At 43.3% G+C, this 17,057-nt stretch carries 11 protein-coding genes and 1 pseudogene; 2 read left to right on the forward strand and 10 right to left on the reverse strand.

From position 1 onward, the window contains the following. Positions 1 to 480: 480 nt before the first annotated feature. Positions 481 to 525, forward strand: a pseudogene (locus I2I13_RS24685) (hypothetical protein); the annotation flags it as partial. A gap of 72 nt (positions 526 to 597) precedes the next feature. On the opposite strand, the gene I2I13_RS05695 reads toward I2I13_RS24685, so the two are convergent. The 4 genes from I2I13_RS05695 to I2I13_RS05710 all read right to left on the reverse strand — a co-directional run bounded on the left by I2I13_RS05695 (position 598) and on the right by I2I13_RS05710 (position 4,334). After that, on the reverse strand, positions 598 to 1,110 hold the full coding sequence (locus I2I13_RS05695) for an RNA polymerase sigma factor (protein WP_074637383.1): 513 nt from the start codon (positions 1,108 to 1,110) through the stop codon (positions 598 to 600). A gap of 68 nt (positions 1,111 to 1,178) precedes the next feature. Beyond that, on the reverse strand, positions 1,179 to 2,081 hold the full coding sequence (locus tag I2I13_RS05700; protein WP_099146416.1) for a vitamin B12 dependent-methionine synthase activation domain-containing protein: 903 nt from the start codon (positions 2,079 to 2,081) through the stop codon (positions 1,179 to 1,181). A gap of 172 nt (positions 2,082 to 2,253) precedes the next feature. After that, the gene (locus tag I2I13_RS05705; protein ID WP_099146417.1) at positions 2,254 to 3,594 is read right to left on the reverse strand and encodes a dihydroorotase; all 1,341 of its coding nucleotides are present in this window, start codon (positions 3,592 to 3,594) and stop codon (positions 2,254 to 2,256) included. Continuing rightward, on the reverse strand, positions 3,591 to 4,334 hold the full coding sequence (locus I2I13_RS05710) for a polyprenol monophosphomannose synthase (protein WP_148366176.1): 744 nt from the start codon (positions 4,332 to 4,334) through the stop codon (positions 3,591 to 3,593). Before I2I13_RS05710 ends, I2I13_RS05705 begins: the two co-directional genes overlap by 4 nt. A 292-nt stretch (positions 4,335 to 4,626) precedes the next feature. On the opposite strand from I2I13_RS05710, the gene mfd reads away from it, so the two are divergent. Next, positions 4,627 to 8,001, forward strand: a complete 3,375-nt coding sequence (gene mfd, locus I2I13_RS05715) for a transcription-repair coupling factor (RefSeq protein ID WP_148366178.1) — start codon at positions 4,627 to 4,629, stop codon at positions 7,999 to 8,001. A 286-nt stretch (positions 8,002 to 8,287) separates the two neighbouring features. Here mfd and I2I13_RS05720 read toward each other — a convergent pair whose 3' ends face one another. From I2I13_RS05720 to I2I13_RS05745, 6 genes are all read right to left on the reverse strand, one after another. Next, positions 8,288 to 10,174, reverse strand: coding sequence for a YgiQ family radical SAM protein (locus I2I13_RS05720; protein WP_195649059.1), 1,887 nt, complete (start codon positions 10,172 to 10,174; stop codon positions 8,288 to 8,290). 86 nt (positions 10,175 to 10,260) lie between these two features. After that, positions 10,261 to 10,503 carry a sulfurtransferase TusA family protein gene (locus I2I13_RS05725; protein WP_074556428.1) on the reverse strand — a complete coding sequence of 81 codons (243 nt, stop codon included), beginning with the start codon at positions 10,501 to 10,503 and terminating at the stop codon, positions 10,261 to 10,263. After that, the gene (locus I2I13_RS05730; protein WP_074556429.1) at positions 10,503 to 10,820 is read right to left on the reverse strand and encodes a hypothetical protein; all 318 of its coding nucleotides are present in this window, start codon (positions 10,818 to 10,820) and stop codon (positions 10,503 to 10,505) included. Before I2I13_RS05730 ends, I2I13_RS05725 begins: the two co-directional genes overlap by 1 nt. 79 nt (positions 10,821 to 10,899) lie before the next feature. Continuing rightward, on the reverse strand, positions 10,900 to 13,809 hold the full coding sequence (locus tag I2I13_RS05735) for a xanthan lyase (RefSeq protein ID WP_195649060.1): 2,910 nt from the start codon (positions 13,807 to 13,809) through the stop codon (positions 10,900 to 10,902). A 226-nt stretch (positions 13,810 to 14,035) separates the two neighbouring features. Continuing rightward, on the reverse strand, positions 14,036 to 16,027 hold the full coding sequence (locus I2I13_RS05740) for a glucosamine-6-phosphate deaminase (RefSeq protein ID WP_195649061.1): 1,992 nt from the start codon (positions 16,025 to 16,027) through the stop codon (positions 14,036 to 14,038). A 148-nt stretch (positions 16,028 to 16,175) separates the two neighbouring features. After that, positions 16,176 to 16,952 carry an amidohydrolase gene (locus I2I13_RS05745; protein WP_074556432.1) on the reverse strand — a complete coding sequence of 259 codons (777 nt, stop codon included), beginning with the start codon at positions 16,950 to 16,952 and terminating at the stop codon, positions 16,176 to 16,178. Between the last annotated feature and the right edge of the window lie 105 nt (positions 16,953 to 17,057).

Genomic DNA, 17,057 nt, shown 5'->3' on the forward strand with positions numbered 1-17,057 from the left:
TTCAGCTTAGATTCTTTTACATTAATTCGTTCAGTTCGCTTAAATTCTTCTTGATTTCGTGGATACGATTTAAGAACTTCTTGCGGTAAATCCATAAGATCAGGCCTAGTCCTCCGCCCCATAACAGGATGAAGAAAACTATCATACCCATTCCATATTGCCACACTTGCCAGTAGATAAATGAAAGTATAGCCAGGACTAGGAGGAAGGCAATAGCAATCAATCGTTCCCTGATGGTCCATCGATGGATACGGTTCACGCGGCTGATTACTTCTACCAAAGGCATCTCGTCTATTTGTGTCCGTTGGAGGAAACGGGTGGTGACGATATCCCAGCAAAGAGCAGGAATCCATGCGAAAATGATAATGATATAGATCGGGTTCAATCTGTTGTGCAACAGTACCTCCGCTAAAAATAAGATCAGTATCGGCAGAGAAATCAGAATAAGCTTGATGTTCAGGCTGGCAATGGCGTGGATACCTTTGTCCGCATGCCTTATCAGCTTTTCAAGCTCTTCTTCTTTAATGAACTTTTTGTCTTTCAAGTGTTCATCCAGGGCATTCCAAGATTTTTTCAGTTCTTCCAGTTCCATATATCTTATTCCTCCTTTTTCATTCTTTTAAGTTTGTCTTTGATACGACTTAGTTTGGTCGCTACATTGGTAACCGTCAGTCCGGTGATTTCTGCTATTTCTTCGTAACTCTTGTCTTCGAGATAAAGCAGGATAATTGATTTGTCGAGCTGTCCCAGTTGGTTGATCATCTGATAGAGCTGTTTCAGCATTTCGTTGATCGGGTCGTGTGCTTCTATGGCCCAGTCGGTATCTTTGGTGAGGCTGACTATTTCCGGCACATTCTTTTCTTTACGATAGAAGCTGATACAGGTGTTGAGGGCAATACGGTAAATCCAGGTGGAAACCTTACATTCTTTTCTGAATTTGGGATAGGCTTTCCAAAGGTTTAATACCACGTCCTGATACAGATCATTGAGAGGAGCATTGGGATTGGCATACAGATAGCATACCTTATAGATCACTCGTTCATATTCGCGGATCACCGACAAAAACTCTTGCTCAATAGGGGCGCTGACCTCTGTTGTTTGTTCTCTCATGGAGTCTATGATTACTTTTCTGGTTAGTTAGTCGTGAGAAAAGGAGAAAAATCACAGGAGAATAAGGACTATTGAAGATTGGCTGCCAGAAACTTACACATTTCTTCGATGCTTTTTCCCCGGCGGCGGGCATAATCTTCGAGTTGGTCTTGTCCAATCTTTCCGACGGAGAAGTATTCGGAAGCAGGATGCGCGAACATAAGTCCGCAAACAGAAGCGTGCGGGTACATAGCTCCGTTTTCGGTTAGTGAAATGCCTATTTGCTTCATATCCAATAGTTCATCCAACAGGAAGTTGACAGATTGATCCGGTAAGGACGGGTAGCCGACAGCAGGTCGGATGCCTTGATATTTCTCGACCAGTAAATCCGCTATGCCTAAATTCTCGTCTTTGGCATATCCCCATGCTTCTTTGCGTACATATTCATGCATCTTTTCTGTTGCTGCTTCTGCCAGTCGGTCGGAGAGAGTTTGGACAAGCAGGTGTTTATAAGGATCCTGTTCGTACAATCCTTCCATGTCCGCATCAATGGAAGAAGCAAAAGCACCGATGGTATCCGGGATGCCGGAAGAAATCGGACGGATAAAGTCGCTTAGACAAAGAAAAGGACTACCATCTCTTTTCGGCGTTTGTTGGCGCAGTAAAGGAAAGGTGATGAACCGGTCTTTTTCTTTCTCAATAATCAGGTTATCCCCGTCAGAGTTTGCCTTGCAAAGCTTGAAGATGGTCTTTACTTCATAATCCCGGTCAAGCAGATCGAGCATCCGATTGGCTTCTTTGAATAGCTGCATTGCTTCGGAAGCTTTATTACGCTCTTCTTCCGGGAAAGTTGTCAGCCACGAAGCACGGCAGGCATCACATCCGTGGATGTTGGCGATGGCTGCAAAACGCGGTTGGAAACCCCATGCGTGGAAAAAGTAAATCCAGTTGATGTAGGGAGTGACTGTATGTATTTTATAAGATAAAATCATAAATTATGCAATTAAATAGGAGTTTAATGGCGGCAACGTAGTGCCAGGCAAGATTTCCTTCAGGATATTGATGTTCTTAGGCACGGATTACACGGATTACGCTGTTGTTTTATATAGTCATATTTCTAAAAACCGTGAAATAAATCCGTGTAATCCGTGCCTGAAATATTATTTATCGCTCAAAGAACAATTCCTGTCCGCGATAAGTCTCGTCTATTTCTCCGTTGTTATATAACAGATGTCCGTTTACAAATGTTTTCTCTACTTTCCAGTCGAATGTGTGTCCCTCTAATGGACTCCATTTGCATTTGCTTAGAATACAATCGGTTGTTACCGTCCATTCGCTTCCGGGACGGACTAATACCAAGTCAGCCTGATAGCCTTTGCGAATGAATCCTCTGTTTTGTATCTCATACATCTGCGCAGGAGCATGAGCCATCTTTTCTACTACTTTTTCGATAGTAAACACTCCTTTTTCTGTCAACTCCAACATGCTGACGAGTGAGAACTGAATCATCGGCATTCCGGACATTGCTTTTAAGGCACCGCCTTCTTTTTCGCTAAGTAAGTGTGGGGCATGATCTGTGGCAATGGCATCAATCAAACCGCTATTGACAGCCTCTTGCAAAGCTTTCCGGTCTTGCGCTGTCTTAATGGCAGGGTTGCATTTGATGCGGGCACCCAGTGTCTGATAGTCCTCTTCCGTAAAGAGCAGATGAGAAACACAGGCTTCTGCCGTGATCTTTTTTTGTACCAAAGGTACATTAGAAAACAGGCTCAACTCTTTAGCTGTGGAAATATGCATGATGTGCAGGCGGGCGTTTGTCTCACGTGCCAACTGCACTGCCAGTTCGGATGAACGATAGCAAGCTTCTTCCGAACGAAGGAGCGGATGAAGAGCCAAAGGTACATCGTCTCCGTATTCTTTCTTATATTTATCCGTATTTTCTTTGATAATTCCCTGATCTTCGCAATGAGCAGCGATGAGCAGATCAGTTCCACCGAATATATTACGCAGACTGGCCATCCGGTCTACCAGCATATTGCCGGTGCTTGACCCCATAAATAGCTTCACTCCACAAACCCGGTGTTTATCCAGTTGTGCAAACTGGGTATAGTTATTATTCGTTGCTCCGAAATAGCAGGAATAGTTGACAGCCGACTTTTCACCCAACAGAATAAATTTTTCTTCCAAAGCCTCCAATGTAGTAGTTTGCGGATTGGTATTGGGCATATCCATGATAGAGGTGACACCTCCTGCTGCCGCAGCACGACTTTCTGTAGTGATATCTGCCTTATGAGTCAGTCCGGGATCGCGGAAATGCACATGTTCGTCGATGGCACCCGGCAAAAGATAACATCCGGTTGCGTCTATTATCTCGTCATAGGGGGCAGTTGCGTTTTCTTCACCGACCCATATTTCGGCTATCTTTTCATTCTCGATTACTACTGAACCCAGAACTTTTCTTCCTTCGTTGACAATAACGGCATTTTGAATCAGTGTACGTTTCATTTCTTTTGTGGGAATTTATGGAACCAACTATTTACTTTTAATTTTATCACACCAAATATGGCTTCTCCAAAGATGCTGCTATTCATTTTAGAAGTCCCTAATTCACGATTAATGAAGATAACGGGAACTTCGATGATTTTGAAACCACACTTGGATGCAGTGAATTTCATTTCAATCTGAAAGGCATATCCTTTAAAACGAATATGATCTAAATCGATCGTTTCCAATACCTGACGGCGGTAGCAAACAAATCCGGCAGTGGTGTCATGTACAGGTATTCCGGTGATAAACCGCACATATTTAGAGGCGAAGTATGACATCAATACCCGTCCCATCGGCCAATTCACTACATTCACTCCGCTGACATAACGGGAACCGATAGATACATCTCCTCCTTGTTCCGAACAAGCCTGATACAAACGGGGTAAATCATTCGGATTATGACTGAAGTCTGCATCCATTTCAAAAATATACTCGTATGCGTGCTCTAGTGCCCATTTAAATCCGGTAATGTAGGCAGTGCCCAGTCCCAGTTTTCCTTTACGTTCAATCATAAAAAGCCGTTCGGGAAATTCTTGTTGCAGTTTTCTTACGATGGCTGCCGTCCCGTCCGGAGAGCCGTCTTCTATGACCAGAATATGGAATACTTGGGGAAGGCCGAAAACGGCACGGATGATATTTTCTATGTTCTCCCGTTCATTATAGGTGGGGATAATTACAATGCTATCCGATGTCTGCATATAGATACTATAAAATTTAGAAACAAAAGTAGTTCTTTTCCTTTAGTTATAGCTGAACTAAGGAAAATTTAACGTGTTTCATACCCCCATTCGGAATAAGACGGCATGTTGTCGGAACTAAGCCCACGCCTTAGCAGTGCTCATCCCACGGCTCACGGATGTTTAGCCCACGGTTTAACAGCACTCGCCCCACATCTAAGTAATGTCCGGCAGATACCTTATTATAATACTTCTGTTCTTTGGGTGTATACTCCCAATCTTTTTTGTAATTTTGCGGGGAAATTTTATAGGTATGACAATAACTGAGTTGCAACAACAATATGCTGCCCACCCCAATATGGCAGTAATGAAGCGCTTGTTGAAGGACACTTCCGTTCAGACTGTTTTTTGCGGAGGACTGTGTGCATCCGCCGCTTCTCTTTTTTCTTCTGTACTGGTGCAAGAGGGTGGTTGCCCGTTTGTATTTATTTTAGGTGATCTTGAAGAAGCCGGATATTTCTATCATGACTTGACGCAGATATTAGGTACGGAAAGAGTCTTGTTCTTTCCATCTTCATTCCGTCGCTCCATCAAGTATGGACAAAAAGATGCGGCCAATGAGATTTTGCGCACAGAAGTACTTAGCCGCTTGCAAAAGGGGGAAGAGGGATTATGTATCGTTACGTATCCGGATGCATTGGCGGAGAAAGTGGTGTCGCGCAAGGAATTGAGTAATAAAACGCTGAAGCTGAATGTAGGAGAGAAAGTGGATACCACTTTCATCACCGATGTGTTGCATAGTTATGGTTTTGAATATGTAGACTACGTATATGAACCGGGACAATATGCTGTTCGCGGTAGTATTATCGACGTTTTCTCTTTTGCTTCGGAATATCCTTATCGTATTGATTTCTTTGGTGATGAAGTGGAAAGTGTCCGTACCTTTGAGGTGGAATCCCAATTATCCCGTGAGAAGAAAGATGGAGTGTCTATTGTTCCCGATTTGGCGGTGACAGGTGACGTAACGACTTCTTTTCTGGATTTCATCCCGAAAGAGACTACTTTGGCAATGCGCGATTTTCTTTGGTTGCGCGAACGAATCCAGGTAGTACACGATGAGGCGCTGACGCCACAGGCAATAGCTGTTCAGGAGGCCGAAGAGAATGGTGGCATTACATTGGAAGGGAAATTGATAGACGGCAGTGAGTTTACTGTACGGGCACTCGATTTCCGCCGGTTGGAATTTGGTAATAAACCGACCGGAACGCCCAATGCCAGCGTTACTTTCAATACATCTGCCCAGCCTATTTTTCATAAGAATTTCGATCTGGTAGCTTCTTCTTTCAAGGATTATCTGGAAAAGGGCTATTCGCTATATATCTGTAGTGACAGCATGAAGCAAACAGATCGTATCAAAGCGATTTTTGAAGATCGAGGTGATAAGATTAATTTTACTCCCGTAGAACGTACTATTCACGAAGGTTTTGTAGATAATACACTGCAGCTCTGTATCTTCACAGACCATCAGTTGTTTGATCGTTTCCATAAATATAATCTGAAAAGTGATAAAGCCCGTTCGGGAAAAGTGGCACTATCCTTGAAAGAACTGAATCAGTTCACTCCGGGAGACTATGTGGTGCATACGGATCATGGTATCGGACGTTTTTCCGGTTTGGTACGTATTCCGAATGGTGATACTACGCAAGAGGTTTTGAAACTGGTGTTTCAAAATGAAGATGTGGTGTTCGTCTCTATTCATTCCCTGCATAAGGTTTCCAAATATAAAGGTAAAGAAGGAGAGGCTCCCCGCCTTAACAAATTAGGTACAGGTGCATGGGAGAAACTGAAAGAACGTACGAAGAGTAAAATCAAGGATATTGCCCGCGATTTGATTAAATTGTATTCGCAGCGTCGTCAGGAAAAAGGTTTCTCTTATAGTCCCGATAGTTTCTTGCAGCGTGAGTTGGAAGCATCCTTTATTTATGAAGATACACCGGATCAGAGCAAGGCGACGATTGATGTCAAGGCGGATATGGAAAGTGACCGTCCGATGGATCGTCTGGTCTGCGGAGATGTAGGATTTGGAAAAACCGAGGTAGCGGTCCGTGCGGCTTTCAAAGCCGTTGCCGATAATAAACAAGTGGCCGTTTTGGTTCCGACAACAGTGCTTGCTTACCAGCATTTTCAGACTTTCCGTGAGCGTCTGAAAGGGTTACCGTGCCGGGTGGAGTATTTAAGCCGCGCACGTACTGCCGCACAGACCAAAGCTGTATTGAAGGGATTGAAAGAGGGAGATGTCGGTATTCTGATAGGTACCCATCGTATCTTGGGAAAAGATGTCCAGTTTAAAGACTTGGGATTGTTGATTGTGGACGAAGAGCAGAAATTTGGAGTCTCTGTCAAAGAAAAGCTGCGTCAGTTGAAAGTAAATGTGGATACACTGACGATGACTGCTACTCCAATTCCCCGTACCCTTCAATTTTCATTGATGGGTGCACGCGACTTGAGTGTGATTTCTACTCCGCCACCCAACCGCTATCCGATTCAGACCGAAGTGCATACTTTTAATGAAGAAGTGATAACGGATGCCATCAATTTTGAGATGAGCCGCAACGGTCAAGTCTTCTTTGTCAATAACCGGATTGCGAACTTGCCGGAATTGAAAGCGATGATCGAACGTCATATCCCGGATTGCCGTGTAGCAATTGGACATGGACAGATGGAACCGACAGAGCTGGAGAAGATTATTCTGGATTTTGTCAACTACGACTATGATGTACTCTTGGCAACTACAATCATCGAAAGTGGTATTGATATTCCGAATGCCAACACTATCATTATCAATCAGGCGCAAAACTTTGGATTGAGTGATCTCCATCAGATGCGTGGACGGGTAGGACGTAGCAACAAGAAAGCTTTTTGTTATCTGCTGGCTCCTCCGTTGGGTAGTTTGACGGCCGAAGGAAGGCGACGTCTTCAAGCGATTGAAAACTTTAGTGATTTGGGAAGTGGTATTCATATTGCCATGCAGGATTTGGATATTCGTGGAGCCGGAAATCTACTTGGAGCCGAACAAAGCGGATTTGTTGCCGATTTGGGATATGAGACATATCAGAAAATTCTGACCGAAGCTGTCCATGAGTTGAAGACAGATGAGTTTGCAGAACTGTATGCGGATGAAATCAAAGGCGAAGGACAAATTAGTGGAGAAGAGTTTGTAGACGAGTGTCAGGTAGAAAGCGACCTCGAACTATTATTGCCCGCCAACTACGTAACTGGCAGCAGCGAACGCATGTTGCTATATCGTGAACTGGATGGACTGACATTGGACAAAGATGTGGAAGCTTTCCGTGCTCGTCTGGAAGACCGCTTCGGACCGGTTCCCCGGGAAACGGAAGAACTACTCCGTATTGTGCCTCTACGCCGTCTCGCAGCCCGTTTGGGTGCAGAGAAAATCTTCCTGAAAGGTGGGCGGATGACCTTGTTCTTTGTTTCCAATCCGGATAGTCCGTTCTATCAAAGTAAGGCTTTTGGTAAAGTGATAGATTATATGATGAAATATACCCGTCGTTGTGATTTGCGTGAACAGAACGGCAGACGGAGTATGCTGATTAAGGATGTTACTAATGTGGAAACGGCAGTCAGTGTGTTGCAGGAGATTGTGGCTTTGCCGGTAAAGGAAGCATAAATGAGTTGAAGATGCTATTATTGGCAACAACTCATCACTATGTAGCTTTTATTTCTTTCTCTTACCTATATTATTTTTTCGATTGCCTAATGAGTTTTCGTTTGACTTAAGTTGAACTAACGCCCGACAATAATTGAACTATCGTTTGACTATAGTCAAACGAAAACTTACTAGGTAATCAAATATATATCAATTGGAGAGCGCTAACTTAAAAGTAGCCAATAGAATCACAAGTTATAATTGATTCATAATCATGCCTTATGCTTGATTTATAATTTATTTCGTTCTATCTTTTTCCTTTCCCTCTTTCCATGTCCTTTCCTTTTCCGTATAACTTGTCTATCAAATCTGAACGTCCGATACGTCTCAACTCATTGATGATGTTTTTTCGTTCTTCCGGTTTATACCAGAAAAAGAACTGGCGTTGTGCAAGTTTCTCCCGTTGGGTTTTGGCACTGAAGATCGGTTCTAGCGTGTATGGATGGAATCCACTATACCAGGCTTCGGTAGCCACTGTCATCGGAGTAGGAGTGAAATCCTGTACTTGTTCCAGGTGGAAGTCCAGACGTTTAGTGATAACGGCAAGCTCCGCCATATCTTCTTCGTTGCATCCGGGATGCGAAGAGATAAAATACGGAATCAGTTGCTGACGCAGATTCTCTTCCCGGTTGATACGGTCGAATATCTTCTTGAATGTTTCAAATTGCTCAAAAGAAGGTTTGCGCATTACGGATAATACCCGGTCACTGGTGTGTTCCGGAGCTACTTTTAACCGGCCACTCACATGATTGACTATTAATTCGCGGGTATACTCGGCAGTGCTACGGTTGATAGCTTCATCTTTGCTTTGATGAAGTAACAGATCATAGCGTACACCGCTACCGATAAACGATTTTTTGATTCCGGGCAAGGCATCCACAGCATGGTAAATATCCAGTAGAGGGCGGTGATCGGTATTTAGATTCGGACAAACTTTCGGGTGAATACATGACGGTCGTTTGCATTTCTTGCAAATAGCTTCCTCTTTCCCTTTCATCTGATACATATTAGCGGAAGGACCTCCCAAATCACTTAAATATCCTTTGAAATCGGGTAACTGAATAACCTCTTTTACCTCTTTCAGTATAGACTCTTTGCTTCGGCTGACAATAAACTTTCCCTGATGGGCGGAAATGGTGCAGAATGCACAGCCACCAAAACATCCTCGGTGAATGTTGATGGAAAATTTAATCATATCGTATGCCGGAATCCGTTTCCCTTTGTATTTTGGATGAGGCAGGCGGGTATATGGTAGATCAAACGAATGATCGAGGTCTTTCTGGCTCATCGGAGGATAGGGAGGATTGACAACTACTATCTTATTTCCTACTGCTTGTGTGATTCGTGAAGCCGAATATTTATTGGATTCTTCTTCGATATGTCGGAAATTACTAGCCTGTTTCTTTTTATCTGCCAGACATTCTTCGTGTGAATAAAGTTGAAGGTCATCTTCCGCAGATGTCCATTCTGTTGCACGACAAAGATAGGCTGTTTGGGGTACAGAACCGATAATTGTTCTGAATTTGCTGCTTGTCAGTACAGGTTCTTCAGCGGTGAGCAGACTTTTCATATTCTTCACCAGGTCTACAAGAGGCTTTTCCCCCATTCCGTAAATGAGCAGATCTGCCCCGCTGTCGCACAAAATACTCTTTTGCACTTTGTCCTGCCAATAATCGTAATGGCTCAACCGTCTTAAACTGGCTTCGATTCCTCCGATGACTACCGGAACATCCGGAAAGAGTTTCTTTAGTATCTGGCTATAAACCGTGGAAGGATATTCCGGACGCATATCCGGTCGGCCGTCCGGAGTATAGGCGTCTTCGCTGCGTAGTCGTTTGTTGGCGGTATATTTATTAACCATTGAGTCCATGCATCCGCCGGAGATACCGAAGAATAGCCGTGGACGTCCCAACTTCCTGAAGTCACGCAGGTCGTCACGCCAGTTAGGTTGGGGAACGATGGCTATTTTCAAACCTTCCGCTTCGAGAATGCGTCCGATAACGGCAGCACCAAAAGAAGGATGATCCACATATGCATCAGCACTGAATAGAATGACATCCAATTCATTCCATCCTCGAAGTTCTACTTCTTTCTTAGTAGTGGGTAACCAGTCGGTCAATCGATATTCTTTCATGCCGCAAAGATACGGATAATAAAAAACATCCCAATGATTTTTTTATTCATTGAGATGTTTCACTTCGTTCATTAGGATGTTTTCTTTCAATTATTAGGATATTTTTTTAACTTCCCGTTGATTGTGAACTGTAATGTCATTTGTTCACCGTCATAGATTTCACGGAAACCAATACCTTGCTCGGACAGATATTCCTTTAGATCCTGAAACGCATCGGCATGGTTCATGATAATCTCTATCGTTTCACCCGGAGAGGCAGTGCACATCGCTTTTATTGCAGGAATCAGCGGACTGTATGCTGTTATTCCGCAGGTATCTACCGTAATCATTATTCCTCCTCTTCTTCCGCTTCCGGACTGGAGAGCCAGGTAAGATAGAGCTTGATGAGCTGTTGCAAGCCGAATGCCTTCATATTATTGTGATAAATCACGTCGATACAAAGGTCCAGCAAGTCTTTGCTATCTTCCTCCTGGCTGGCGATAAGGGAACGGACATTAAGTTTCAACTTATCCAAAACTGCTTCATCTACAATACCGGTACTGTCGATAAGATGACGGAACAGAGCATATTTTTCAATCGTTCTCAAATTTTCATTAGATACTTCTATGCTGCGTGTACCGCTGGGATTTGCTTGTATAGTATACATTGTTTTTTAGTTTTAAAGGTTATTATAGTAGCAAAGATAGAATTTAAAATGAAAAACGGATTAAAAAAAAGGATATTTTTTATTTTTGAGTAAAGAATCCCAGGATGCCTGCCATAATGGTTGCCCGGTCCGCTTCGGACTGGATGCTTTCAAAAGGAAAGCCCAATACAAAAGTACGGTAGTTTCCTTTGTAGGCAATACCTGCACTCTGATTGCCGGGTGCATACGTAAATACGGGGAAGGCAGTATCTACGGGAACAATACAATCCGCAGCAGGCACAGCATAGCTGCTTTCATTAGGCAGACGTGGGATTGTAATAGTACGGCCCAATCCTTTAATCTGATTCGAACTTTTATCCGTCAGGCTACCTTGATAACCATACTTCAGTATCTTCTCCGTAAATTCCCGGTTTCCTTGTGTTCCACTCATATCACTTCCTACATAAGCACCGCTGACAAACAGGTTACCTCCCGCTTGGCAATAGCTGGTCATAATCCGTTGCATAGCCGAAGAGAATGTCTTGTAATATGCTTTACTTGCAGGATCTTCTTTTTCCAGTCCCAAAATATAATCTACCACCGGATAATCTTCTAACGTAACTAATCCGTTCTCTACCGCTTCGTCGCTGCATGATACGAAGCTATATTTTCCGGCTGCCTGAATCGCTTTTCCGTGAATAAAAGGATAGTCGAACGTGTTTCCTGCAATTTTCATTCCTTCTAATTCGCTTCCACTATGCCCCAGACTTCCTTTTCCTTCTTTACCGGCTTGTGTACGGTCGAAACTGGTTTGTGCTCCGCAAAATGAAATATTCGATATATACGGAACGCCGGGATCTTGCATTAGATCGAATCCGGCTTTTTCAGAAGTGTTAACGACCGCCGGACCGCTGATTCTGTCAAAGCCATTGATGATGATGACTTTTCCCTGTTCACGTTTGGCTTTATAAGCGGAGAGGATTTCAGAAGGAAAACTTTCCCCGCCCCGGTTTACAGCAGTTACCTTGAATGAATAAACGAGTCCCGGTTCTATCTTAACGGTATGGGACGTTTTGCTGACTAAAGTGCCATTGTCAAAACCTCCATAACCGATGCGGGTATATACAATGTATTCCCGTGGTCGTGCAGTCGGTTCTTGCGGATCGTCTTCGCCTTTCCATGAAAGTTCTAATGTATTCTTTTTCTTTCCGAATTGAATGGCGAAATTGCTCACAGGCAGAGGCTGAACGATGTATTCTTTATCATGCTGGCTGGTAATGAATTGCAAAATTCCTTTGTAGATGGCACGTCCCACTGTAAATTTAAAGTTCGGATCATGTCCTAACTGCATATCTGCGAAGTTCTGGTGGGAGAGTAGTTCAATAATTGTAGAAGGCGTAGCCGGAAGACGTGTTTCACTATAATTCCGGTTCCACATGCTGCGGCGTGTCCACGGCAAGCTGTAGCTTGAATAAATATCTTTCTGAATCTGTGTCAGCAGAATGTCTGCCAAATCACGTGAGGCATACCGGTCTGTTCCTGCATTCAGTTTGCCATTATTGAAATCGGTGGTGTAAATGCCGAGTGATCCGATCAGTTCGTCTGTTTTGCTGCATCCGGCGTCACTGTGCAATGCCATCGTCATTTCCAAAGGTACGCCCAGACCCGACTGTTGTGGGTTATAGACGGAACTGCCCGATAAATAATTGATAACGTTAGAGCGTGTGTTGATATCGTCTATATAGTCGTTTTCACCTTTTCGTCCGGCATATACTTCGTATGGCATTCCCGCCCATTGAGCAGAGTAGCGTGCTCCTTCCAAGTAACGCGGTAGCCCACTGATTCTTCCTCCACGGGCAATGTTACCCATTCCTCCTCCAAAACGTACTGCATCGGCACATACAACTCCATGTTCGCTGCTCTCGTTGCTAAGAACCACCATGCCGTAGTCGTTGTTCCCTTTGTCGAATTCAAAAGTACCGAGATAAACCCATGTGCCTCCACCTATCTTTTGATTTACTTTAAATTCGGTAACTCCACCGTTATGGAATACCAGATATTTGGCGTCGCTTACACTGTTGGGCAATGTCTGGTAGGAAACATAAACTGCATACTTGCCTGTTACCGGTAGAGTAGGCACCCATTCGGCAAATACCTGGTCTTTATTCTTCTTTTTCTTTTTCTCTGTTGGAATAAAACGACAGGTCCCGTCAGTGAAAGGATTTTCTTCCTCTTTATAGATTGTTTTCTTTTGAGCAAATCCTCTTACCGGAGCATTTGTCCAATTAGTCTTTTTACCACCCACTTCCAAATAAAGAGAAGCGCTGGGAGTATCATTATCTACGATGATTTCATTCTTTTGTGTATCCCGTTCGCGGGGAGTGTAAACAATCGCTCCTGCATTTTCCAGCATTGGAATCACATAAGGAAGGACAAAAGATTGAGTGAACATATCTTCTGTGGTGCAGAACAATCGGGGGCGTTGCCATCCCCATTCGTTTTTGTCATTTTTGAAATAGTTGCCGTGGCTTTGCCAGATTGCAATGTGGCGGTCTTGTAGTCCGCGTGAGATTTCATTAGGACGTGAAGTGTTTTTCACCCAGGGAGCTCCTTTATAATCTACATTTAAGGATAACCGTCCTTTATCCTTTTTCTTGTTCCGGTAGAAATTAGGTACCAAATCCTCAATAGGTTTCCCATCCGCATAAATGGTGAGCTGGTAATAATGAACGGGACCCGGAAGCAACTCTTTTACTTGATTATAAATATTTTCTACAGTTTCCGGTCGGAAAGGCTGATAGGCGAAGCTCTCCGATGCATAGATTGCAATCGTCTTACGGTCGTAATTAATATCGAAGCTATTCAGTTTAGGAGTGCTGATTTGGGCTGTTGCGGTATATTGGTTGAAGTAATCCGTCAGCCGCTCTTTTACATTTCTTTCAATGTCTTGAGCGAAAAGGTAGTTTGCGCCTATAATGAGGCATAGAAGAAACACTATTATCTTTTTCATCATTCAATGCTTTTATTTTCATTTTCACCACAGAGGAAAGGAGGACACAGAGGTTAAATCTATGAAGCGATATAGCGATATAAAATGGTTGTTCATAATAACTCTGTGTCCTCCTTTCCTCTGTGGTGAATTCTCCCGCAAAAATAAACAAAAAAGAGCGAGAAGTATCGAAACTTCCCACTCTTCTTTCATTGTTTTATATTCTCTTAATTAAGAATGATTACTCTTATAATGGAACATATTCTACAAATGCTTCCATTGCTTCGTAAGAAGCCAGTCCCAACTGATCGTACAAAGTAGCTGTACCACGGTTACGATCTTCGCTACGTTGCCAGAACAAACGTTCGTCGTTACCCAGGAACGGAGCACTTTCCATTTGCGACTGATGTTTCAGGATAGAGTTACGTTTTGCACGAAGTTCTTCCGGACTGATAGGCACTGCCATTTCAATATTCTCGATTTCCCATTCAGCCCACGCACCACGGTACATCCAGATACGACAGTCTTTCAGCCATTTGGCACCTTCTTCTTTTTCAAGATCGACAGCAGCAAATACAGCGTCTGTACATACACGGTGAGTTCCATGTGGGTCGGCTAGGTCACCTGCAACGAAAATTTGGTGAGGTTTTATTTCACGGAGCAAGTTGCGTACAATTTCTACGTCTGCTTCACTGATCGGGTTTTTCTGAATCTTACCTGTTTCATAGAATGGCAGATCAAGGAAATGGCAACGTTCCAACGGTATATTATTATAAGTACAAGCCGTACGGGCTTCACCACGACGAATCAGACCTTTGATAGTCAGAATATCACGGCTGTCCATATCACCGTCTTTCTTCTCTTTCAAGAAATTGCGTATTTCTGTATATTTTTCATTGATAACCAAGTCTTCACTGTTATTGAAGAGTTGGTTGAATCCATTGATGAAATGCATGAAACGAACTACTTCCTCGTCACTTACAGCGATATTACCGGAAGTTTCGTAAGCTACGTGTACTTCGTGTTTCTGCTCTACCAAACGGCGAAGTGTACCACCCATGGAAATAACATCATCATCCGGATGCGGAGAGAAGATGATTACGCGTTTCGGATATGGTTTTGCGCGTTCCGGACGATAGGTATCATCAGCATTAGGCTTGCCACCCGGCCATCCGGTAATGGTGTGCTGCAAATCATTGAAAATTTTGATATTTACATTGTATGCAGAACCATAAAGTGCCAGAAGCTCACTTAACCCGTTTTCGTTATAATCTTTATTGGTCAATTTCAGAATCGGTTTGCCGGTCAGCTGACACAGCCAAACAATAGCGCTACGGATTAACTTATCGTTCCATTCGCAGGAAGTGACTAACCAAGGACGTTGGATACGTGTTAAGTTCATGGCTGCCGAAAGATCGAGAGCTACATGCGCATTGTTGTGAGTTTGCAGGTAAGAAGCAGGAATTGTGTCAGTGATCGCACCTTCCACACATTCTTTAATCATAGCTGCTTTATTCTCACCCCAGGCAAGCAGATACACTTTCTTTGCACCAAGAATAGTGGCTACTCCCATTGTAATAGAACTGATCGGAGTATTATCCAACGTTCCGAAAATCTTGGATGCCTCATTGCGTGATGCGTTATCCAACAAAATCAGACGAGTGGTAGAGTTCAGTCGGGAACCCGGTTCGTTGAACGCAATGTTACCTACACGACCGATACCTAACAAAGCAATATCAATACCTCCGAAGCTTTCAATGCGTTGTTCATACAGGCGGCAATATTCAAAGATAGTATCTTTGGCAATGCTTCCATCGGGAGTGAATATATTCTGCTTGTCAATGTCGATGTGGTCCAGCAACATACTCTTCAAAGCGTTGAAGTTGCTGTTGATTGCATCGGGAGACAACGGATAATACTCATACATATTAAATACGATCACATTGCGGAAGCTAAGTCCCTCTTCCTTATGCATACGGATAAGTTCGGTATATACGTGGCTGGGTGAGTCACCTCCGGGAAGTGCCAATACACAGAAACGTCCTGCCTTTTGTTTTTCGCGTATGGTTTGTGCTATTTCGCGCGCAATATAGTTAGCACCTTCTTCTACGGATTCGTAGATGTCCGTAGGGATTTTCTCGAGTCTTGTCAAGACTGATTTTTCAAATGCATTCTCCGGTCTGTAGTATCTGGGGGAGACCCGGTGGAGACTGATTTGAGAACTAAGATTTGTTTTCATAAAGTTGTTAATTAAGTTATGTAAGATTAGCGTCCTTACGACTGTATTTTCACGACAAAGATACAAAAGAAGTCTATATAATTAACTACCGAGTTATAGGTATTGTTGCTGCAATAATCTGTTTTTAACATTTGTTGTTTTGCCAATGTTACAGATGGAATTCGTCTGCATCTTTCCATACCGGGAACTTCTCTCTGAATTGGTTAAGAGTATTCAGATTAAGGCTCACAGTAGCTATTCCTTCCTTTTCATCTGGAAATGAGCCTATTTCTTCTCCGAAAGCAGAATAAACTCTGCTTCCTCCATTATATGTAAGCTGATATCCGTCTATGCCTACCCTGTTGACACCGCATACATAGCATTGATTTTCCAAGGCACGTGCCCGGAGTAGAGTGTCCCAAACCAGACGGCGGGGGATAGGCCAGTTGGCTACATATATTAAAAGGTCGTACTCGTTGTTTACGTTCCGGCTCCATACAGGAAAACGGAGATCATAGCAAACCAGCAGGCAGATATTCCATCCACGGTAAGGGATGATAAGTCGTTTATCACCAGCCGAAAAATGTTCAGCTTCCCTTCCCATACGAAACAGGTGACGTTTGTCATAATAGAATTCTTCTCCTTCCGGTGTCAGGAAGAAGGCCCGATTATAGAACTGGTCGTTTTCAGTTGCTATATAACTTCCACAAATGGCTAGCTGAAATTGGGCAGCCCATTGCTTGAGTGTTGTAATGGTCGCTCCGGAGTTCGGCTCTGCCAGCATTTTACTCTGCATGCTGAATCCGGTGGAAAACATCTCCGGTAAAACAACCATCTCCGTTATTCCACGAAGACTTTGCAGCTTTTCGTGGAGCAAACGGAGATTTTCTTGTTTATTTTCCCAAGCAATATCGGTTTGTATGATGGAAATACGGATAGACTCCATACTAACTAAGTGTTAAATAAGTATTAAGTGTCAAGTATTAAGTATTAAACCGTGCGGATAGGTATGTCAGAAGCTACGATTAATACTTATTACTTAATACTTAAA

Source organism: Bacteroides sp. D55t1_190419_B8 (assembly GCF_015558905.1).
GTDB lineage: Bacteria > Bacteroidota > Bacteroidia > Bacteroidales > Bacteroidaceae > Bacteroides > Bacteroides vicugnae.

Coding starts and splice junctions, on each gene's coding strand:
- I2I13_RS05695 (WP_074637383.1), bottom strand. CDS start 1,110: ATGAGAGAACAAACAACAGAGGTCAGCGCCCCTATTGAGCAAGAGTTT.
- I2I13_RS05700 (WP_099146416.1), bottom strand. CDS start 2,081: ATGATTTTATCTTATAAAATACATACAGTCACTCCCTACATCAACTGG.
- I2I13_RS05705 (WP_099146417.1), bottom strand. CDS start 3,594: ATGAAACGTACACTGATTCAAAATGCCGTTATTGTCAACGAAGGAAGA.
- I2I13_RS05710 (WP_148366176.1), bottom strand. CDS start 4,334: ATGCAGACATCGGATAGCATTGTAATTATCCCCACCTATAATGAACGG.
- mfd (WP_148366178.1), top strand. CDS start 4,627: ATGACAATAACTGAGTTGCAACAACAATATGCTGCCCACCCCAATATG.
- I2I13_RS05720 (WP_195649059.1), bottom strand. CDS start 10,174: ATGAAAGAATATCGATTGACCGACTGGTTACCCACTACTAAGAAAGAA.
- I2I13_RS05725 (WP_074556428.1), bottom strand. CDS start 10,503: ATGATTACGGTAGATACCTGCGGAATAACAGCATACAGTCCGCTGATT.
- I2I13_RS05730 (WP_074556429.1), bottom strand. CDS start 10,820: ATGTATACTATACAAGCAAATCCCAGCGGTACACGCAGCATAGAAGTA.
- I2I13_RS05735 (WP_195649060.1), bottom strand. CDS start 13,809: ATGAAAAAGATAATAGTGTTTCTTCTATGCCTCATTATAGGCGCAAAC.
- I2I13_RS05740 (WP_195649061.1), bottom strand. CDS start 16,027: ATGAAAACAAATCTTAGTTCTCAAATCAGTCTCCACCGGGTCTCCCCC.
- I2I13_RS05745 (WP_074556432.1), bottom strand. CDS start 16,952: ATGGAGTCTATCCGTATTTCCATCATACAAACCGATATTGCTTGGGAA.